This window comes from Lactiplantibacillus sp. YT640 (assembly GCF_049745435.1).
In the GTDB taxonomy this organism is placed as follows: Bacteria; Bacillota; Bacilli; order Lactobacillales; family Lactobacillaceae; genus Lactiplantibacillus; species Lactiplantibacillus plantarum.
The window spans coordinates 76925-97219 of the sequence record NZ_JBMNVY010000005.1 but is presented as its reverse complement, the minus strand read 5'-3'; the positions used below and the strand labels follow the sequence as shown (position 1 = coordinate 97219).

16 protein-coding genes are annotated in these 20295 nt (G+C 47.0%); 14 read left to right on the top strand and 2 right to left on the bottom strand.

Annotated elements, in window-relative coordinates; genetic code table 11:
* The first annotated feature begins 53 nt into the window (after nucleotides 1-53).
* From ACOV1R_RS05470 to ACOV1R_RS05460, 3 genes are all read left to right on the top strand, one after another.
* Nucleotides 54-884 (top strand): alpha/beta hydrolase, encoded by an 831-nt coding sequence (locus ACOV1R_RS05470; RefSeq protein WP_003642196.1) that lies wholly within the window; start codon nucleotides 54-56, stop codon nucleotides 882-884.
* A gap of 126 nt (nucleotides 885-1010) precedes the next feature.
* Nucleotides 1011-2306, top strand: coding sequence for an alkaline phosphatase family protein (locus tag ACOV1R_RS05465; RefSeq protein ID WP_027821778.1), 1296 nt, complete (start codon nucleotides 1011-1013; stop codon nucleotides 2304-2306).
* On the top strand, nucleotides 2287-3666 hold the full coding sequence (locus ACOV1R_RS05460) for an MFS transporter (RefSeq protein ID WP_097558051.1): 1380 nt from the start codon (nucleotides 2287-2289) through the stop codon (nucleotides 3664-3666). The genes ACOV1R_RS05465 and ACOV1R_RS05460 overlap by 20 nt, the downstream gene beginning before the upstream one ends.
* A gap of 279 nt (nucleotides 3667-3945) precedes the next feature.
* Here the strand turns inward: ACOV1R_RS05460 and ACOV1R_RS05455 are convergent, their stop codons facing one another.
* Nucleotides 3946-4857 carry a helix-turn-helix domain-containing protein gene (locus ACOV1R_RS05455; RefSeq protein ID WP_015380835.1) on the bottom strand — a complete coding sequence of 304 codons (912 nt, stop codon included), beginning with the start codon at nucleotides 4855-4857 and terminating at the stop codon, nucleotides 3946-3948.
* Nucleotides 4858-4956: 99 nt separating this feature from the next.
* On the opposite strand from ACOV1R_RS05455, the gene ACOV1R_RS05450 reads away from it, so the two are divergent.
* Nucleotides 4957-6171: an MFS transporter gene (locus ACOV1R_RS05450; protein ID WP_021357428.1), complete on the top strand. Its 1215-nt coding sequence runs from the start codon at nucleotides 4957-4959 to the stop codon at nucleotides 6169-6171.
* A gap of 308 nt (nucleotides 6172-6479) precedes the next feature.
* Here the strand turns inward: ACOV1R_RS05450 and ACOV1R_RS05445 are convergent, their stop codons facing one another.
* Nucleotides 6480-8987, bottom strand: a complete 2508-nt coding sequence (locus tag ACOV1R_RS05445) for an excinuclease ABC subunit UvrA (RefSeq protein ID WP_015380833.1) — start codon at nucleotides 8985-8987, stop codon at nucleotides 6480-6482.
* Nucleotides 8988-9130: 143 nt separating this feature from the next.
* On the opposite strand from ACOV1R_RS05445, the gene ACOV1R_RS05440 reads away from it, so the two are divergent.
* From ACOV1R_RS05440 to ACOV1R_RS05395, 10 genes are all read left to right on the top strand, one after another.
* A complete protein-coding gene (locus tag ACOV1R_RS05440; protein WP_043992896.1) occupies nucleotides 9131-10963 on the top strand; it encodes a DUF2207 domain-containing protein in 1833 nt (610 codons plus the stop codon).
* 86 nt (nucleotides 10964-11049) lie between these two features.
* Nucleotides 11050-11844: a Cof-type HAD-IIB family hydrolase gene (locus tag ACOV1R_RS05435; RefSeq protein WP_015380831.1), complete on the top strand. Its 795-nt coding sequence runs from the start codon at nucleotides 11050-11052 to the stop codon at nucleotides 11842-11844.
* A 320-nt stretch (nucleotides 11845-12164) separates the two neighbouring features.
* Nucleotides 12165-13787, top strand: coding sequence for an ABC-F family ATP-binding cassette domain-containing protein (locus ACOV1R_RS05430; RefSeq protein WP_015380830.1), 1623 nt, complete (start codon nucleotides 12165-12167; stop codon nucleotides 13785-13787).
* A 93-nt stretch (nucleotides 13788-13880) separates the two neighbouring features.
* Nucleotides 13881-15086 carry a CPBP family intramembrane glutamic endopeptidase gene (locus ACOV1R_RS05425; RefSeq protein WP_027822403.1) on the top strand — a complete coding sequence of 402 codons (1206 nt, stop codon included), beginning with the start codon at nucleotides 13881-13883 and terminating at the stop codon, nucleotides 15084-15086.
* Between the two features lie 467 nt (nucleotides 15087-15553).
* Nucleotides 15554-16384, top strand: coding sequence for a phosphotransferase (locus tag ACOV1R_RS05420; RefSeq protein WP_021357427.1), 831 nt, complete (start codon nucleotides 15554-15556; stop codon nucleotides 16382-16384).
* A 76-nt stretch (nucleotides 16385-16460) separates the two neighbouring features.
* Nucleotides 16461-16988, top strand: a complete 528-nt coding sequence (locus ACOV1R_RS05415) for a GNAT family N-acetyltransferase (protein ID WP_015380826.1) — start codon at nucleotides 16461-16463, stop codon at nucleotides 16986-16988.
* Nucleotides 16989-17250: 262 nt separating this feature from the next.
* On the top strand, nucleotides 17251-17796 hold the full coding sequence (locus ACOV1R_RS05410) for a GNAT family N-acetyltransferase (RefSeq protein ID WP_015380825.1): 546 nt from the start codon (nucleotides 17251-17253) through the stop codon (nucleotides 17794-17796).
* A gap of 75 nt (nucleotides 17797-17871) precedes the next feature.
* Nucleotides 17872-18810, top strand: coding sequence for a DNA/RNA non-specific endonuclease (locus tag ACOV1R_RS05405; protein ID WP_054519044.1), 939 nt, complete (start codon nucleotides 17872-17874; stop codon nucleotides 18808-18810).
* A 496-nt stretch (nucleotides 18811-19306) separates the two neighbouring features.
* Complete coding sequence (locus ACOV1R_RS05400) at nucleotides 19307-19636, top strand: ArsR/SmtB family transcription factor (RefSeq protein ID WP_003642181.1); 330 nt, start codon at nucleotides 19307-19309, stop codon at nucleotides 19634-19636.
* A 97-nt stretch (nucleotides 19637-19733) separates the two neighbouring features.
* Entirely contained in the window at nucleotides 19734-20288 is a 555-nt protein-coding gene (locus ACOV1R_RS05395; protein WP_015825875.1) for a TetR/AcrR family transcriptional regulator, read from the top strand.
* The last annotated feature ends 7 nt before the right edge of the window (nucleotides 20289-20295 follow it).

The window sequence follows — 20295 nt, the reverse complement described above, 5'->3', positions numbered from 1 at the left end:
ACTATAATGAAAGCGAAATCAAGTCGGTAATACGGGAGTAGGAGGGGGAACATATGCAAGTTGAACAGCGCACATTAAATACTGCGGCACACCCATTTCAGATCACGGCGTATTGGTTAGACCAAATTAGTGATTTTGAAACAGCTGTTGATTATCCAATCATGATTATCTGCCCGGGAGGTGGCTTTACTTATCATTCTGGGCGGGAAGAAGCGCCAATTGCAACCCGGATGATGGCCGCCGGAATGCATACGGTGGTCTTGAATTACCAATTAATTGTGGGAGATCAGTCCGTCTATCCTTGGGCGTTGCAGCAATTAGGTGCAACAATTGATTGGATTACGACCCAGGCGTCCGCGCACCATGTTGATTGTCAGCGGATTATTCTTGCCGGGTTTTCGGCTGGCGGCCACGTGGTTGCGACTTATAATGGTGTTGCGACCCAACCAGAATTGCGCACACGGTATCATTTGGATCATTATCAAGGCCAGCATGCTGCCATTATTTTAGGCTATCCAGTCATTGATTTGACAGCGGGGTTTCCCACGACTTCGGCGGCGCGTAATCAGATTACCACGGATGCCCGGTTGTGGGCAGCCCAGCGCCTAGTCACACCAGCTAGTAAACCCGCTTTTGTCTGGCAAACGGCGACGGATGAGTTGGTCCCGCCAATCAATTCGTTAAAATATGTGCAGGCCATGCTACAACATCAGGTCGCAACTGCGTATCATTTATTTGGTAGTGGGATTCATGGGTTAGCGTTAGCCAATCATGTGACGCAAAAACCTGGCAAGGACAAGTATTTGAATGACCAGGCTGCAATATGGCCACAATTAGCATTGCGGTGGTTACAAGAACAGGGATTGTTAGCTGGTAATTATTGAAAATAAATCTGGGCGATCAGTCGTGCTTCACTGATCGCCCGTTTTTTGTCAACGATCCTGACACCAATTAATTTTCTGCGGTATAATAATACGAATAAGCTTATTAAGTAAGAAGGAGCGATTGAGATGGCAACAAATCAACACTTGGTCATTATTTCCTTAGATGCGTTAGGATTTCGTGATTTACGCGAACATCAAGCAGAATTACCCGTTCTGAGTGGATTGATGACCGGTGGTACTTGGGTCAAGTCGGTGACAGGCATTTATCCAACACTGACATATCCGTCACATACCACGATTATTACGGGACAGTATCCCAGCGTGCATGGAATCGTTAATAATACTAAGTTACAACCGACACGCCGTTCACCAGATTGGTATTGGTATCAAAAGGACGTTCAAGTACCAACACTATATGATTTGGCACGGCAAAAGAAGCTAACAACGGCGGCTTTTTTATGGCCAGTGACGGCTGGCAGCAAGATTACATATAACCTTGCCGAGATCTTTCCTAACCGCATTTGGACGAACCAAGTTCTCGTCTCGTTGAAGGCGAGTTCACCGCTCTTCTTACTCGCGATGAATCATAAGTATGGGCATCTTCGTAATGGGATTAAGCAGCCCCAACTAGATGAATTCATCACGGCTTGTGCAGTCGATACGTTAACGAATAAGAAGCCGAACCTAACGATGATTCACTTAGTCGACATGGATAGTATGCGCCATCGCTATGGTGTGCGATCCAGTGAGGCCATGGCAGCTTTACACCGGCTAGACCGGCACGTGGGCCAGTTGATTGACGCGACTAAAGCTGCGGGCACGTTTGCGGATACCAACTTTGTTATTTTAGGTGATCACTATCAAATCAATGTGGATCACATGATTCATTTAAATACGTTATTCGCTCAGCAGGGCTGGTTGACCGCACGTCAAGATCAGACGTTTGAAGATGACTGGTCCGTGATGGCGAAGACGGCGGACGGCTCAACGTACATTTATACGCGACCGGAATTTGACCAGTTAGATGAATTGAAGGCCCTGGTTAGTCAGGTGGAAGGTGTTGAGACCATCATTACTGGGGAGGCAGCTGCACGTCGTGGTGCCGACCCCGCTTGTGCATTGATGGTTGAAGCCCAGGAAGGCTATTATTTTACTGATGAAAGTCGACGACCAACTGTGGTTGAACCCGTCCATCCAGCGACACTCGGACAACCAGACCGTTACCACGGGGTTCATGGATATGACCCGACTAAGCCTGACTATCAAACGACCCTGTTATTCAATGGACCAGCAGTTAAAGCTGGTGGGACGATTGAAACGGCTAACTTAGTCGATGAAGCGCCGACATTTGCGCGGTTACTCGGATTGAATTTCGATGGCCCCATGCCGGGACATTGCCTCGATGGTGTTTTTAAAGACTAGACAAAAAAGAGAGAGAGAGGAAAAGCGGGCGGACATCAGCACCACTAATATTGTGGTTAGTGCTCGTTCCGCCTCCGATTGCGATCAGAGGTTCCCGCGAAGTAACTTAATGAAATTTAATAAACAGCAGTGGGGTTGGATCTTTTACGATTGGGCCAACTCGGGCTATGGCATTATTGTCACAACGGCGGTGCTACCCGTTTACTTTAAGGCAGTTGCCCAAAGTAGCGGTGTGACACCGGCTAATGCAACGGCTTACTGGGGTTATGCCAATAGTATTGGGACCTTACTAGTTTCGATTTTGGCGCCCGTCCTAGGTGCACTAGCAGACTATCCCCATGCCAAGAAACGAATGCTCAACATCTTTTCGATACTTGGAATGGTGATGACGCTAGGGCTGAGTGTTGCCCCGACTAGTGCCTGGAAGTGGCTATTAGGTATTTATATTTTATCAATTATCGGTTATTCCGGTGGTAATCTGTTTTATGACAGTTTTCTGACTGACGTGGCGCCAAACGATCAGATGGATCGATTATCGTCATATGGTTATGGGTTTGGCTATCTCGGTGGTGTCTTGGCGTTTATCTTATTCTTGGTCTTACAATTAACCAGTGGTTTTGGTCAATTATCAAGCTATGGGGTCGCGCGGTGGAGTTTTGTCTTAGCCGCTGCGTGGTGGATTATCTTTTACATTCCTTTGTTGAAAAACGTTCACCAAAAGTACGCGTTAGCACCCAGTGCGCATCCGGTGCGTTCAAGTTTCCAACGGGTATGGTCGACTTTGAAACACATCCGGAATTATCGCGCTGCGGCGTGGTTCTTGGTGGCGTACTTCTTCTACATTGATGGAGTCGACACGATCTTTACAATGGCAACTTCGATTGGGATGGATATGGGAATTACGACGACCACGTTGATGATTGTCTTGCTGGTTGTTCAGCTAGTCGCGTTTCCGTTTTCACTGCTTTACGGGTGGTTAGCGAATAAAACGTCGACCCGGACGGGCATCTTGCTTGGTATTATTATTTATTTAGGTATCTGCTTGTACGCGTTGCGGTTGAATAGTACGACGGATTTTTGGATTTTAGCCATACTAGTTGGAACCAGTCAGGGTGGGATTCACGCGCTCAGTCGTTCGTACTTCGGTCGTTTGATTCCTAAGACTAGTGGGAGTGAGTTTTTCGGCTTTTACAATATTCTCGGTAAGTTCTCAGCCGTGATGGGCCCCGTCCTAGTTGGAATCGTGACCCAAATGACGGGGAAGTCAACGATTGGTGCTGCTTCTTTAAGTATTTTATTTGTTGTTGGATTAGTGATTTTCTTGGCTCTACCGCATTTGAACCAGACCAAGTCGGTTTAAGCCAGGGTTTGTTTAATATCATGTAAAAAGAACTTCTTCTAATTTGGAGAAGTTCTTTTTACGTTGCTCAACCTCAAACCATCATGAGTTATAAATTCATTTCCGTATTCCGCTGTAATACAAAATAAATGACAAGCCAACACAATACGCGCTAATTATAACAATCTGAAAGGCATAGCTATCAGCAAGCCTTGGGTCAGTTAATCAGTATGTGTGATTAAGAAAAAGTCTGTTCCAGTCTGGCATAATTTATTGCCAGGCTAGAACAGGCTTTCGGTGTCAAAGATGCTTGTGAGACTGATGCGATTGGCGATAAGTCTGGGCTTGCTTAGTGCGAATATTACGAATTGCAAATAACGTATTATCAATCCGGGGGTGATGATGTGTTTCTAAGACGCTGACTTCATCAAGCAATTGGTTGCCAATTTGCCAGTCGCCAAAGTAGAGATTCCAGATGCCAAGCCAGAATTGTTGGCTCAACCGCCCATCCCAGTTTAACTGGTGACTGTCGATGGCAGTGAACTTGGTTTTCAGATTTTGAGCGGATTGAAAATCATGAAAGTTCAATTTAGTTTGAAATAGTGATCCATAAAAATCGAGTAAGTCGTTGCTGACGTGAAAGGGATCGCCCCAAGCCGTTTGATAACTGGCACAATTGGCGGCCATACGGGTTGTCAGTGGTGTTAGTGCGGCCAAACCGTCGATGGATGCAATAATTGGAATTAGAACGGGCACTAATTTTAGTTCCTGCAGGGTCCAAGTCTTGGCTTGGCGCAGGTGATCAAAAGCGGGCTGGGTCGTGGTTGTCACGCCGACTGAACGATGGTCATAGGATAGCATCAAGATGCTGGCATAACTGGCGATGAGTTGTTCGTAGGCGTGGGGGCTGTGTCGATGTTCGCGAATCCAAGTGGCTAGGGCGGGAAAATTTAGCGTTTCATAAGCGTGACGAATTGTCCAAAGGGCCTGGTCATATGCTGATGGCTGGTAGTTTTGGTGTATGAATCGTAACTCGTCGGCTGAAATTGCTAAGTTATCCAGAATTGCAAAGAGCTTACTGGCGCCAATATCGTTGGCACCACTCTCAAAGCGTGAGGCGAATGAGCGCGAGATAATACCGCTATACACTTCTTGTTGAGTTAAGCCCTTACTTAATCGAATCTGATGAATAGTTTCTCCGATGTTTGTCATCTAGCACTCCTTAATGTGGCATATATGCAACCTACTTGCTGATTGTACCACGGTAATGACGAGTAAGCTAAGTCCATTATCTTAATGGGAGATGGGTTAATGCTGACTTTATTAAAAAATCGGACCCTCCAAACGATTGCTAGTGCAAATTTTTTTACGACGCTGGGGGTGAGTTTGTTCAATATCATTTTACTCACGTACGCAAAGAATTTTCCAAATCCACATTGGTTTGTTGCCATCGTTTCGGTGGTGACAGTTGTGCCGTATGTTTTCGGGGGATTAACGGGGCGACTCGCTGATCAGACGCACCGAAAAACTAACTGGCTGATTGGTACTAAGGTCGTTCAAGCGGGGTTATATCTCGTCTTGGCCCAAGTGATTACTCAGCAAACTGTGGTTGTTTTCTACGTGGTCGTTGCGATTAATTTTATTTCGGATCTACTAGGACGATATGGTGGCAGTATTTTGACAATTGTTATTCAAGACCGGATTGGGCCTGACGATCGCCAACAAGTGATGGGGCTTAATGCGAGCGTAAGTACACTTGTTGAGCCACTGGGTCAAACACTAGGGGTCTTGATTATCGCCCAGTGGCATGATTATGCGTTAGCTGGAATAGTGAATGCGATGACTTTTATTGGGGCCGCTAGCTGCTTGTTAGCCGGACGTTCAGCGATTCAGTCGACTCCCAAAGTTGCTGTACGACCACGACATATTGAGGCCTGGCCCGTGATTCAGCGAGTGATGCTGACGACGACTAGAATGGGCGCAGTCAGTTATCTGGGTATTCTGATGATTTTAAACGTCGCAACGATGAGTATTGATGCGATTTTGAACTTAATGTTTATTGACTTGGCATCCCGCATGCCCGTGAGCTATTCGGTCGCAATTTTAATGGTCAACGTGGTCTTTGTTACCGGAAGCGTATTGGGTGGCATTACTAAAAATACTTGGTTTGATCGGCTCTCGCTGTTTCAATTGTTACTGGCAGCGATTCTAGCGCCGATGCTGACCTATGTGATTTTACTAGTCGTTCCACAACTAATCTTGATTCTTGGGGGCATGTTTGCAGTGGGCTTCATGAGTGGCAAACTGGACCCGAAGATGTTCGCCATCATGATGCCACAAATTGACCCCCTCTTAACAGGGACGGTCTTTGGTACCATCAGTTCGATTGTGACGTTGGCGGCGCCCGTTGGTAGCGTCGGCATCGTTTTATTATATAACTTAGTTGGTGCGACGGCGGCGTGTTCGGTGGTGATTGGTATGAGTGCGCTGGCGTTGATCTGGGCAGTGATGGCGCACCGGCAGTGATTAATTGCTAATCTTTTGTTATTGATATTTCAATTTGGCGTTAGGATGTGGCTATCAGCTTTGTGATGACTTACGAAGGGATTTAGTGAAATGTAGTGCTCAAAAAGCCATCTTGGGACGGCTTACTAACTGAAATGGTGCATTAAGGAAAAGGACGTTAGTTTTGTCCGCTTCATTAGCGCCATCTCGGCAAAACAAAAGCGTGTCTAACCCCCAGCCAGTTAACTTGCTAGGGCGTTGGACACGCTTTTTGATTAAATATTCGATCAGGCTGCTGTGATGAATGAGGTCGGTCAGCAGTTCATTGGTTAAACGTGGAATAGGGCCAAATGCGTCTTCAAATATTGCCCTGTTACACTAGTTGGATTTTGACTAACGGCTAATGGGGTACCGGTGGCGACAATGTTACCACCGTTGATACCGCCCGCGGGTCCCATATCGATAACGTAATCAGCGTTGGCGATTACGTCGAGATCGTGTTCGATGGCAATGACGGTTGCCCCTTGCTGAATCAGTTGGTCAAAGACTTTGACGAGTTGCTGAATGTCGAGCGGGTGCAAACCGACTGAAGGCTCATCGAAGACAAAGAGCGTTCCCGTTTGGCGTTTGCCAATGCGGGAGGTGAGCTTCAGGCGCTGAGCTTCGCCACCCGAGAGTGCCGGCGTACTTTCACCTAATAGTAAGTAACCTAGTCCCATATCATGCAGGATCTGGAGTGTATTAGCGATGGCGGATTGCGCTTTGAAAATTGGTAGGGCCTCGTCAACCGCAAGATCTAAAATATCCGCAATCGAATAGCCATGCCATTTGACGGTCAGCGTCTGTTTATTGTAGCGTTTGCCGTGGCATTGGGGGCAGACTTCGGTGATGTCTGGCAGGTATTGCACATCTAAGGAGATTTGGCCCGTACCACCACAAGTTGGGCAAGCACCCGCAGCGACGTTATATGAAAATTGGCTAGCGGTCCAACCGTTTGCTTGTGCTGCTGGGGTGGCGGCGAATAATTGGCGTAGGTGGTCGAGAATGTTGGTATAAGTGGCGACCGTTGACCGTACATTCTTACCAACGGGCACTGAGTCGACGGTAACAACGTGCCGAATGTGACCATTGTCAAAGGCCTTAACGTGGGTTGGAAGTGGTCGCTTTTTAGCTGTGGCAATCAGTGCTGGAATCAAACTATCTAGTACCAGAGTCGTTTTACCAGCGCCGCTCATACCCGTGACGGTCGTGAAACGGTTTTTGGGAATGCGCGCCGTAATGTCTTGGATGTTAAAGTGATGAGCCACCTCAATAGCAAGGGCCCCCTTTTTCCAGAGTGCATCGTCGGTTAATACGGGGCGTTCACGCAGCGTGGCAGTACCGGTGAGAAATGGCGCAATTAAGGACTTTTTGTCCCGCTTGATGGCTGCGACAGTGCCTTGTCCGACAACGGTACCGCCGTGCTTACCAGCCCCCGGACCAATCTCAATAACATCATCAGCTGCACTGATAATACTAGTGTCGTGGTCAACCACCACGACGGAGTTTCCTTGGGCGACTAGCCCACGGAAAGCTTTGATTAGGCCCGCCACGTTAGCTGGATGAAGCCCAACGGAAGGTTCATCAAGGACATATAGCACGCCAGTCGTGGCGCTGCGCAAAGTGCGTCCGAGCTGAATGCGTTGTAATTCACCAGTTGACAGGGTCGCGCCGGGACGACTGAGTGTGAGGTAGTCGAGTCCAAGTTCTTCCATGGGTTGCAGGCTGAGTAGCAATTCATCAACAAGGGATTGTCCAAGATGATGCATCTTAGTAGGTAGCCACGGGACAATCGTGGTCGCAAAATCATGCAAGGCGGCGACAGTCATATCACTAACCGTCGCAATATTTTGACCATTTAATTCGTAGTTAAACAACTGAGGATTGAAGCGTGATCCGTGACAATCTGGACAAGTATCAAACTTGTAAAAGCGATTCAGCCGAGTAATTGCCCGTTCATTTTTGGTCGTCGCCATACTATCTTCAACGGCGGCAAAGGCGTTCTCGTAGACAGCGTTGTCCATGTGAAAGATTTTACCCTTAGCGCTTGGAATGTTGATGGCAACGGTTTGCTTAGGACCATGCAATACGCGTGTTTTATCGGCTTCACTAAGGTTTTTATACGGAATATCGATGGGAATTCCAATTTCGCGTGCAACGATCGGCATAAAGTTACGTCCAGGCAGGTGCCAAGAAGCAACGGCCCCTTCTTCGATAGTTTGATTTTCATCCGCAATAATGAGTGCCGGGTCAATTTGGCGAACTTGGCCTAGGCCACCGCAAGTCGGACAGGCCCCACCTGAATTGAAGGCGAAATCTTCGGCGCCGGGCGCTCTGAATTTGGCGCCACAAGTCGGACAGGTGACGTAACCATCATTTTCAGCCACATCGAGCGTTGGTAGCATGCGGTGACCATTGGGGCAAACTGCTGAGCTGAGTCGTGAGAAGGCTAGCCTTAAGATATTTAAGCTTTCAGACATGGTGCCGACGGTTGAACGGACGCCGGGAACCTGGGGGCGTTGGCGTAGCGCTAATGCGGATGGTAAGTATTGTACTGAATCAACACTGGCTTTGCCGACCTGATTGATTCGGCGGCGGGTAAAGGTTGACAGGGCGTTTAAGTAGCGGCGGGCCCCCTCAGCGTACAGGACGCCCATTGCGAGTGATGACTTACCGGACCCACTGCGACCAGTAATCGCAACAAATTCGTTGAGTGGAATGTCGATATCGATATTTTTTAAATTATTGACGTGTGCGCCTCGCACTTGAATGTGAGTCGGTAACGTGGTTTGTGGCATGACTAAAACCCCTTTCGTGTCACTTTCTATGCTACAACAAAAGGACGGCTTTGCCTAAGAAAGCGGTGGCAGTATCTCGCGCCCCACGGCTGGGTGAGTATGATAAACTAGGGCTAACGATTATTGGAGGGGGCGATGGTGAGATGTCGAAGAAGCGACGATTAAGTTGGCTGAGCGTGCTCGGACTATTGGCAGGATTTTGTTGGTGGTTTAGCTTAGCAATGCGCGCGGCTGCGGATTATGATATTGACCAATATCAAGTCAATGTAGCTATTCAACGTGATGGTAGTGCGAATGTAACGCAAGCGATGACTTATCAATTTGATGATGATTATCACGGGGTATTTAATGTTCAAGATTTGAAAGGTATTCAGGGGGCCCAGTTGGAAGGGGTCACGACGCAACTGAATGGTGGGGCCACGGTGACGGCGGCGCCAAGTGAAATGGGGGCCAACAACACGTATCAGTTGACCCAAAATGCTGACCGGATGCGTGTCAAGCTCTACCGGCAAGTTCAAGAAGATGATAAGTTACGGGTTGTCTATCGGTATCGGCTTAAAGGGGTCGTAACGAACTATGCAGACACGGCCGAACTGAATTGGAAAGTGATTGGTAGTGGCTGGGATGTACCACTGAATAATGTCAAAATCGTGATTCAGTTACCTGCCAAGAATGTGAGCGCGCTACAAGCTTGGACGCACGGACCGTTGAGTGGTCAGACGAAAGTTGAGCGCGCGGCAGGCCGGGTGACGATGACATTGGGACATAATCCCGCGAACCAATTCGTTGAAAGTCACCTACTATTTCCAACTACGGTCACGGCGACGAATACGCGGACGAATACTGCCAAGCGAAAAGTGACGGTCCAAAAACAAGAAGCTAAGTTGGCACAGGAAGCTAATGAAAAACGGCGACGTAATCGATTACTGCGTCGCGTTATCTTTGGTGCCGCGGTGGCAGGTTGGTTATTGGTCATGATTGGCTATCTTTGGTGGCTGGCTCGTCATCCGGCTAAGCCACATCAGCAACCGATTCCCATCAACCATTCATTTGACGTGCCACCAGTAACACCAGCAGTTGCTGAGTCATTGTGGGCACAGCGGTCGCCGAATACGGATGCTTTAACGGCTGAAATTTTGCGAGCAGCAGCTAATCACGAAATAACGATTGAAACGGTTGCGGGTCACCGAAAACCGGATGTGCGGTTAACGCAATTGAAACCAGTGACTAACTCATTTTTGGCTCACTGTTTTGATAAAATCGCGGTTGACGGGCAGTTCATGTTAACGGATCTCAAAAAATACGGGAAGCGTGATAAGGCTGGTCGGCTGGGCAAATGGTTTAGCCGCTGGCAGACCGAAGTAGACCAAGACGTGGCGGTCTATCAAGACGAAACTAATTATCGGCTTCGTAATCAATGGCTGATGGCAGCAGTTGTCGTGAGTGTTATGGGGATGATTGCCACGGGTGCTGGGTTATTAGTTAGTCCGAAGGTCGTGACCCTGATGGTGATTCCAGCGATAGTGGCCGCGGTGGCTTTCTGGATTGGCTGGATAATTCAACGGCGGCGGATTGCCATCAATACTGACGCAGGCTTGGAATTACGTAATCAGATCAATGGACTACGCCGCATGCTTAAGGATATTGGGCACTTTAATACGGCCCAAGTCGGTGATTTGATTTTGTGGGAACAAATCTTGCCATACGCCGCGGCTTTTGGACTAACCAATCAAGTGACTAAGCAATTGGCGATTGATTTTGGTACGGAAGCATTGGCTACGGGGATGCTCGTGTATTACCCACTCTTCTATGCCAATGGTGGGCTGGACTTCGATTTGTCCGGTGCAATCAACGATAGTTTTAGTGGCGCCTTAGATGCCTCTGGAAGCGCTAGTTCGGCGTCGGGTGGTTCAGGAGGCTTCTCCGGCGGTAGTTCTGGTGGCTTTGGCGGTGGCTCCGGTGGTGGTGCCTTCTAACAAAGTATCAGAAAAGACTTGTACTTTGCGGGCATAATCGGTAGGCTAAGGGGTAGAAAAGGCTTACATGAAATGGATGATTAGTAATGACGATTAAATTAATAGCAACGGATATGGATGGGACGTTTTTAAATGATCATGGTGATTATGACCAGGAGCGGTTTGCCAACGACTATGCAGCGCTACAGCGGCGCGGTATTCAGTTTGTGATTGCCAGTGGTCACCAAGCGGCGGAACTAGCCACGACCTTTAGTGCTTACCCTGAGATGTGGTTGATTGGTGGTAACGGCGCGGAACTGTGGCAACGAGAAGCGGGACTCAAAGCCGCGACGTTCAGTCCCCAAGCGACTCAGCAAGTATTGGCGGCCCTGGCACCGTATCCTGAATTACAAGTGGCATTGTGTGGCACCCAAACGGTCCATGTGTTGGCGCACGCGAACCCGCAGTTTGTAGCTAATATGCGTGACTACTATTACCAATTAGAGACATGTGCGGATTTAACCACAGTTACTGATCCGGTTGTGAAGTTCGACGTTATTTGTCCCGCGGCAATGACGGACCAGTTAGTATATGAACTTACCCCTAAGCTCGCTGGCATTGCCGTACCCGCTTCAGGTGGTCAGGGCAGTATGGACTTGATTCAGCCGGGAATGCACAAAGGCCGCGCCCTCAAACAGCTTGGTGAACAGTTGGGTATTCTGCCGGATGAGATGTTAGTCTTTGGCGACGGCACCAATGATCTTGAGATGTTTCACTATGCGACCCATGCGGTTGCCATGCAAAACGCGCCTGAAAACGTCCAAGCCAATGCGACAGCGGTGACAGGTACCAATGTGGACAATGGTGTATTGGATTATATTGAACAACATATTTTGAGTTAACTTTGTGAGACCAGTATTTTGCTAACTTGAGTTACTTGGTGTGCGTGATGATCGTCAGGCGGGGCTTTGGTCGCGCAAGCCGGTTTGTTGAGTCACTAGACACGGTTAAAACTGGTGTTTACGGGTGGGGTTAATTTAGATTGTTTATGAAAATAATGAGATGCTTTCAGAAAATCACGTATGGTTTTGATTGCCAAACGAGCTGAAAGCATGCTAAAATTAAGATTATATAATTAACGACACAGAGGTCTGGAAGGTTTGTTTAATTCCGACCTCTTTTCTATCGGACAATTTCACTTTAAAAAAGAAGAGGTAATGGAATGCTCACCGTAAATAATGTTAGTATGCAGTTTTCAACACGTAAGCTTTATGAAGATGTCAATTTGAAATTCACGCCGGGAAACTGCTACGGCGTTATTGGTGCCAATGGTGCTGGTAAGTCGACGTTCTTAAAAATTTTGGAAGGTAAATTACAACCGACTACTGGGACGGTCTCGATGGGGCCTAACGAGCGGATGTCTAGCTTGAATCAAAATCACTTTGCTTTCGAAGATGAAGAAGTGTTAGCAACTGTTATTCGTGGTCACGAAAAGTTGTATGAAATCATGATTGAAAAAGATGCGCTGTATGCCAAGCCTGATTTTAGCGATGAAGATGGGATTCGGGCCGCTGAATTAGAAGGCGAATTTGCCGAAATGGATGGCTGGAACGCGGAGTCGGAAGCGGATCAGTTGTTACAAAACCTTGGTATCGATGAATCGATGCAACACATGAAGATGAGCGAGTTGACTGAACCGCAAAAGGTGAAAGTCTTATTAGGTCAAGCGCTATTTGGAAGCCCCGACGTGCTATTACTGGATGAACCGACGAACGGGTTGGACGTCCAATCAATTAGCTGGTTGGAAGACTTTTTGGCTGGTTACGAAAAGACTGTCATCGTCGTTTCTCATGACCGGCATTTTCTAAATCAAGTTTGTACCCACATGTGTGATGTCGACTTTGGCAAGATCACACTATTTGTTGGAAATTATGATTTTTGGATGGAATCTAGCCAGTTAGCGGCCAAATTGCAAGCGAATGCCAATGCCAAGAAAGCTGACCAAATTAAAGAGTTGCAAGAATTCGTGGCGCGATTCAGTGCCAATGCTTCGAAATCTAAGCAAGCCACTTCACGGAAGAAACAATTGGAAAAAATTACGTTGGATGATATCAAACCATCATCACGTAAATATCCGTTCATTAAGTTCACGCCAGATCGTGAAATCGGTAATGACCTTGTGAAGGTCGAGAACGTTTCCAAGTCGATTGAAGGCGTTAAGATTCTTGATAATATTAGCTTTACGCTCCGTCCTAATGAAAAAACGGCGTTGATCAGCCGCAACGACTTGGCAACGACAACGCTGATGCAAATTATTGCTGGGTCGATGGAACCAGATAGTGGCACGGTGACCTGGGGACAAACGACTTCGCGGACTTATTTGCCTAAAGATATTAATGAAGAATACGCGGGTAGTGAATTGCCAATTATTGATTGGCTACGCCAGTTTGCATCGAAAGAAGAAAGTGACAATACTTTCTTGCGAGGTTTCCTGGGTAAAATGTTGTTCTCTGGTAGCGATGTTGAACGACCAGTGAATGTGCTATCTGGTGGTGAAAAAGTACGGGGAATGTTATCAAAGATGATGCTTAGTCGGGCTAACGTCTTATTATTAGATGATCCGACCAACCATTTGGACTTGGAATCCATTACCGCACTGAATGATAGTCTGATTGATTTTAAAGGCGCCATCGTCTTTACTTCTCATGACCATGAATTTATTCAAACGATTGCCGACCACATTGTCGAAGTGAGTGCGAAAGGCGTTGTTGATCGTGGTGATACGACTTATGATGAATACTTGGCCCATGAAGCAACACAGGGCCGGGTGCAAGATCTTTACTAGTTAGTCGTGGAATCCGAGAAATCTAAACAAAATCACGTGTGAGCGTCCCTCAATCTGGTATGATTAATGCATATCAGATTGGGGGATTTTTTTATGACGCCGGAAACCGAACAATTATTACGACGCTGGTACATGGGGCAGCTCATCGTGTTATTTGGTGCGGCCTTTATTCAACTATTTACGTTTGATGGTGGTGTGTTTTTCCCAGTTGGTGGTATGCAGTTGCTGATATGGGGACTGTTAGCTTGGTGGCCAGCTGCCGAGGAGGATCAAGCACAGTGGTGGCGTTTGCGACATGTTAATTATTACGTCCAAACAGTGCTGCAGTTCACACTCTTGCCGATTTTACTGGCGAACCTCGTGGCTTGGTTAAGTCAGCTGTCATGGTTAGACGAACAGGGACTGATTGCTGTGGGGATGGCTTATTTAATGGTCGCATTCGTGCCGGTGGTAGTGGTGGTCACTAAACCGATCGAATCTGTGATTGGCCGGATTGCGGTCTTAATTACGGCTATTTTTAGTGGCGTCGTCAGTGCGCAGCAGACTTTTCTGATTTTACCGAATCTGCAAGCACCATCAGTGTTCGAGATGGTCAGTGATACTGGTATTTTAGGCGCCCTAGGCTTTGTGATTGCTGTTGGGGTCTTACTGTGGGGATGGGGATTAACGGGCCCATCGTGGCGGTTTAATCGTCAGGCTCAAACTAGTTTAGTGGTTGGGCTGATCGTGGTGGGGACGGCTTTTAGTTTATGGAATGCTTTTAGTGCGGGTGGTTCGTGGGCGACGACGTTCACACATTGGGACTTCCAGCTACGGTCAGCGACTTGGAAAATGTTTTTGAGTGGGTTAGAACCGGGAATCGCGGAGGAATGGTTGTATCGTTTTGCCGTTTTGACCTTGTTATTACAAGCTTTTCGGCATCGGCGTCACCAGCTCGACTGGGCAGTGTGGCTAAGCGGTGGCCTATTTGGAATGTGGCATATTACAAACGTTTTTGCGGGCCAACCCTTGTCAGCCACGGTTGAGCAAATCATTTTTGCAGCGACGCTAGGCTGGTTTTTAGCCTCGACGTACCTGTACTCAGGTAGTATCTTGTTACCGATGGTGATCCATGCCGCCATTGATATTTTGAGCATGATGGCATCGGGTAGCCAGACGATGGTTAAGCCGAATGCGTTCGAATGGCAAACAATCGGTGCTACTGTCATTATTTTTGTTGGCATAACGATTTATTTCTTGACCGGTTCCCGGCGACAAGTTATTCAAGCACATGTCAATCAACGGCTTTTAGCTCAATAAAGACCGACTGTTAAGGCCGTAGTGGACGACTTTGTTCGTTAAAGATAAACTGGGTGTCCGTAATCAGAGACGATTAAGCAATACTAGGCTAACTTTTAGTTGGTTTAGACCAGTTGTAACATTTTTGTAATCTTCGTGTTATCTAAACGCAATGCTGGCTCGCTATACTAAAGGCAGAGTTATGGAGCAATACATACGCTTTGTCAGCGGATTTAGGTTGGGAGCCGGATCGATTTACTTTGTCAGGACATTGTTAATAAGCAATTATTGATAGTGATAAGTAGCTCAATTAGCTGAATCATAACGTTTGACAAGCATTTATACCTCTCGGGATGGGCTGGGTCCATGACGAGGCACATACACAATGGCAAGCTTGGGGTTTGCAAGTCGATCAGAGAAAGGGACGGTTGGTTACCGGCCCTTTTATTGTGGTTAAAATTTGTGGGAATTGGATTTAGGAGGACGAAATGAGAACGCTACATAAAACGTTAACACGGTTATTACAGGCAGACTTGATTCCGATTGCGCATGTTTCATTTAATGAGATGTATACCGGCTATAGTCGCCGCTATGATACCGTAGTTTTTGTTAAAGTTTTCAGTCCGGATTGCGAACGTAAATTTAGAACTGAGCAGCAAGTGACAGCGCAACTCACAGACCGGGTCTTAGCCAGTTTTCAATTAGCAAGTCGCGAGTGGGTGTTGGTGTTGCGAGATTGGCAACTAACTCCTGTACCGACAACTTTGACTCCAGCGCTCGTTTACCAAATGGGTCAGGTAGTCTCCAGGTTTCACCACGCAATTCAACTTCCAACAACCGCAGACCTGATGCCGGTTCTGGATTTCGATGGGATGGTCGCCCGGGTCGAGCGGTTAAAGACTAGTCCCCATTACGACGCGCTGGTGTCCTTATTACCATACTTTCTCGACCACCGGACGATGATTAAAACCGCACTAGCACCGCAACCAGTCATGACACTGCATGGGGACATGGGTACTCGTAATTTTCGCTACCATCATGGTCAGCTTGTTCTGATTGATTTTGAACGATCCCGTCACGGGTACGCCCTCGAGGACTGTTTGAAATTCTTTTTTGAAGATCTTCAACAATCTTCAACGTTGATTCAAGCTTTTTGGGCTGGTTATGGGACAGACTTACAAATACCACCATTAGTGACACAGTGGTTACTGTTACAATGTAGTACTGGGATATTTACGTACGTTAATCAGATTACTGACCCCCGATTTGAAGCGGTAGGAACTGCGATGCTGGCACAGGTAACTTTGCCAAATCATTGAGAGTGGAACGAAATAATTTACATTTGCCAGTAGATTATTATAATTAACGAATCAATAATAATTTGGAGATGGCAATTTGACTCAGTTTGAAACGGAACGGTTGATATTACGACCAATGACAGCGGCGGATCATGATGCGTTAGCGGACATGATTTTTGATCCGCAGGTTGTCGCTTATTTACGTTACCGACGGGTTCAGAGTCCGGCCACGTTCGAGCAACTGTTTACGACGCACTTTTTGGCAGACACGACCACTGTTTTTGGCATTGAACGTCGCCGTGATCATCAACTAATTGGGTTTTATGAGTTTCATGGTAGTGGTGCGACTGGTGAATTGACGTACGCTTTAAGCCCAGCTGCGTGGGGGCACGGTTATGTTGCGGAAGCCGGCAATTGTTTGATGCATTATGGGTTTGAAACGCTGAACTATGAGACCATCGAGGCTCACTATGCGAGTGCCAACCCTAATTCTGGCCGAGTGATGGCTAAGATGGGCATGCAAGCGGCTGGAGAACTGCACACGTTTACCAGTGATAAAGGTGAAGTGATCCACGTCATGCGGTACTTACTGACCAAAGCAACCTGGCGCCAACTTAGTGCTTGACCTGAAACGCGTTTCAGCAGCTATACTAAAATTGTTGCGACAGCTTGCAACACACGCTTAAGACTTATGATCACCATTCTTTCAGCCAGAATGGTGGTTTTTTAGGCTGTTGTTGTCCCTAAGTGAGCTAAAGTCAAGGATGGCCAGCTTCGGTCCGCTGGGAAAGGGGCCGTTTAATGTAAGTTTATATGTCCACGAATGTGATTGTTGTTAGGGCGGGTTTTCGATATAGTAGACCTATGAATTGAGAGGGCGTGATCAAATGACGGCAACAATTACAATTCGACCGCTTCAGCGCGCAGAATTAACAACGCTATGGCAACTAGGTTTTAGTGATCTAGATGCGGAGTGGACGCGCTGGAATGGACCGTATTTTCATGACCAACTACCGACTCAAACAGACTTTGAGACAATTATTGGCCCCCGTGATTGGCTGATTCGACCGCGTAACTGGGTCATCACACGGGATGGTGTGATTGTCGGCAGTGTTAATTGGCACTTTGTGGATGGTTCCCTCAAACGCTGGTTAGAGGTAGGCATCATTATCTATGATCAGGAGCATTGGGGTGAGCATATTGGGCGCACCGCGTTGACTAAATGGTTGACCCACTTATTCCAAGAGGAGACGACTTTGCCGCACATTGGATTGACAACGTGGTCGGGGAATACGCGGATGATGCGGTTAGCGGAAGCCGTGGGATTAAAGCAGGAGGCCCGGATTCCACAAGTTCGTTATTGGCAAGGGCAGTATTATGACTCGATTAAGTATGGGGTTCTAAGGAATGACTGGCAAGTACAAAAAGATTAAAAGAAAACGTTTGTTCCCCTTGTGAAAGTACGGTATGATAGAACCGTACTTAAAAAGACGGGGTGGAAGAGAATCATGGTGAAATTAATGCGACGCGTTGGCATAGCGGGTCTCTTGAGTTTGAGCTTACTGTTGGGTGGTTGTAGCTTGTTAACGTCTGGTACGGATACAACGAGTTCGACGACTAGTCAGCAGTCTGAATCCAGTCGTAATCAAACGACCAGTGCGACTGGTAATACGCAACAAACTTACAAACAACTGGCAAAAATGACTTATCAATCGGGCAGTGCTGCGGCCATCAAAGTTAATAGCGGTAAGAGTACGCTGGCAGCGAGTCAGTGGAAAAATTCTAAGATTGATTACGGTAATTTAGATTCATTGAATCGGACAACCACGGACACGGCTTATTTGAGTAAGGCCAATTTAGGACGGTCTGAAGGACGGACGGCGCAAACGTGGAGCCCAACTGGCTGGCATAATCAACCGATTACCGTTAATGGTAAGCGGGTCTATCCGCAAAATCGCGGGCACTTGATTGCTTACACGTTATCCTTTAACTTGACGTCTAATGGGCAGTATCGCGCTGGTGAAGATGGTAGCTTAGATAACCCGAAAAACTTGGCAACTCAGACGGCCTACTCGAATCAAAAAACGATGCAGATTTATGAAGATCAGGTGCGCACGGCGTTAGAACAAGGTAAAAAAGTCATTTATCGTGTGACGACGGTTTTCCGTGGCAACGAATTGATGCCTCGTGGTTACTGGTCGCAAGCAGTTTCAACCGATGGCAGTGTCAATTTCAATGTCTATATTTGGAACGTTGAACCTGGCGTTAGTTTCGACTATGCTACTGGTCGCGGGAAAGCGGATTCGACGATGCAGGTTGCTGGGGCTGATAAAGTCAGCAGTAGTCAGAATACGAGTCGCTCGTCTCAATCGACGACCACTAGTAAGCAAGTCGAGCGCGAGTTGGTTAAGTATGCTTACAAATATGTGAAGAAGGCGTTGAATTAAGCGGCAAGACAGTCATCTAGTTCAGCATAATGGGCACGGTCGGCTGTTAAACGTCGTTGTTTCATACAACAATTTAATCTAAATGTCCTGTTTTACGACAAAAGGTTCAAAGTAGGACTAGCAAAGTTTCACTGAGCGATTATACTGTAGTTATTCGAGTTACTTAACCGCCGTTAATTTGCTGATGTTTCTGTCATTATTAACAAGTAACGCGATGTCTTAGATCATGGGGCCTTCCCAAACACCTATGATTTTCCATACAACGGCTCCGGCTCCCAACCGGACGTTGCTATCAATCGTTTTGATTGCTAGTACTAATTACCCTTGGAGACGTCTGACTGCGTGGTCAGGCGTCTTTTTTTGCGTCAAATGCGACAAAAATAATAATTTGTCGCGTTTATCGACAAAGTGTATTTAGGTGTTGCAAACGGATTCAAAAAGCTTTATCATTGATACATTCGAACATTAGAATATAAGAATATAGGAGGCTAATCGCATGGTCAGTAGTGAAGAAGCACTGCAAGAATTTCGAGAAACAATTCCGATCTTTGAAGTCTTAGCCGATGAACGGCGTCAACAAATCATGATTGAACTTTCGCAACACGCGCAGGGCATGACTGTTGGTGAATTAACTGAACGGATGCATATTTCGCAACCGGCCGTTTCGCATCAATTGAAGACGTTAAAGGAACGACACTTTGTCGCAGTTGAACATCAGGGGACCCGTAACTATTATCGGGTGACGTTTGACGCGCCACTAACGCAAGTTGAGCATTTGATTCACACGCTTAAGGCGGACTTGGAATTGAAACCGTACTTGCACTAAACTGCATGAACACCAGCAATCGTTGCACGGGGATGCAGCGGTGTTTTTATGGTAACTATATTCTTCTATTCGAATATAAGAATTTAAAAACGGGGTGATGGTAATTTCAATTCGTACGGAGCTGGATTTACAGCGGGCGATGTACCAATTGTTGGAGCAACGTTCAATCTCACAAATTACGGTTGAGCAGATCTGTAAGCAAGCATTTATACATCGCAGTAGTTTTTATCGTTATTATACGGATAAATTTGATTTGCTCAGGCAGATGGTGATGCACACGTTAGATGAACTATTGGCTGCTGAGCGAACTGATACGGTTGGTTCGGCAATTATGTCGACGTTTATCGGGGCGCACACGCAAGTTTTACGACATTTATTAGTGACGAACAATGAGGGTGACAATACCCGTTCTCAACAAGTGATCAATGACTGTTTTGTCACGGTCGCCGAGACGGGAGCGGATGATCGGGTTTTTGCGATGATTCGCCAGTCGCAGCATCCCGATTTGACGGCGTACTTAGTCAGTGGGGTCGTCACAAGTATTGTCCAGTGGCTCAATAACGGTCATCGTGATGGTCAGGCGGCCAGCACGCAGGCGATGATTCAGGGGACGCTTGCGACGGTGTTTTCACTTGAGCAACACACAGTTTAATTATTTG

What these genes read in the sequence shown, in the direction of transcription:
- ACOV1R_RS05400 (WP_003642181.1), top strand. Translation starts at nt 19,307, where the DNA reads ATGGTCAGTAGTGAAGAAGCACTGCAAGAATTTCGAGAAACAATTCCG.
- ACOV1R_RS05405 (WP_054519044.1), top strand. Translation starts at nt 17,872, where the DNA reads ATGGTGAAATTAATGCGACGCGTTGGCATAGCGGGTCTCTTGAGTTTG.
- ACOV1R_RS05425 (WP_027822403.1), top strand. Translation starts at nt 13,881, where the DNA reads ATGACGCCGGAAACCGAACAATTATTACGACGCTGGTACATGGGGCAG.
- ACOV1R_RS05440 (WP_043992896.1), top strand. Translation starts at nt 9,131, where the DNA reads ATGTCGAAGAAGCGACGATTAAGTTGGCTGAGCGTGCTCGGACTATTG.
- ACOV1R_RS05430 (WP_015380830.1), top strand. Translation starts at nt 12,165, where the DNA reads ATGCTCACCGTAAATAATGTTAGTATGCAGTTTTCAACACGTAAGCTT.
- ACOV1R_RS05410 (WP_015380825.1), top strand. Translation starts at nt 17,251, where the DNA reads ATGACGGCAACAATTACAATTCGACCGCTTCAGCGCGCAGAATTAACA.
- ACOV1R_RS05455 (WP_015380835.1), bottom strand. Translation starts at nt 4,857, where the DNA reads ATGACAAACATCGGAGAAACTATTCATCAGATTCGATTAAGTAAGGGC.
- ACOV1R_RS05470 (WP_003642196.1), top strand. Translation starts at nt 54, where the DNA reads ATGCAAGTTGAACAGCGCACATTAAATACTGCGGCACACCCATTTCAG.
- ACOV1R_RS05465 (WP_027821778.1), top strand. Translation starts at nt 1,011, where the DNA reads ATGGCAACAAATCAACACTTGGTCATTATTTCCTTAGATGCGTTAGGA.
- ACOV1R_RS05395 (WP_015825875.1), top strand. Translation starts at nt 19,734, where the DNA reads ATGGTAATTTCAATTCGTACGGAGCTGGATTTACAGCGGGCGATGTAC.
- ACOV1R_RS05445 (WP_015380833.1), bottom strand. Translation starts at nt 8,987, where the DNA reads ATGCCACAAACCACGTTACCGACTCACATTCAAGTGCGAGGCGCACAC.
- ACOV1R_RS05460 (WP_097558051.1), top strand. Translation starts at nt 2,287, where the DNA reads ATGGTGTTTTTAAAGACTAGACAAAAAAGAGAGAGAGAGGAAAAGCGG.
- ACOV1R_RS05435 (WP_015380831.1), top strand. Translation starts at nt 11,050, where the DNA reads ATGACGATTAAATTAATAGCAACGGATATGGATGGGACGTTTTTAAAT.
- ACOV1R_RS05420 (WP_021357427.1), top strand. Translation starts at nt 15,554, where the DNA reads ATGAGAACGCTACATAAAACGTTAACACGGTTATTACAGGCAGACTTG.
- ACOV1R_RS05450 (WP_021357428.1), top strand. Translation starts at nt 4,957, where the DNA reads ATGCTGACTTTATTAAAAAATCGGACCCTCCAAACGATTGCTAGTGCA.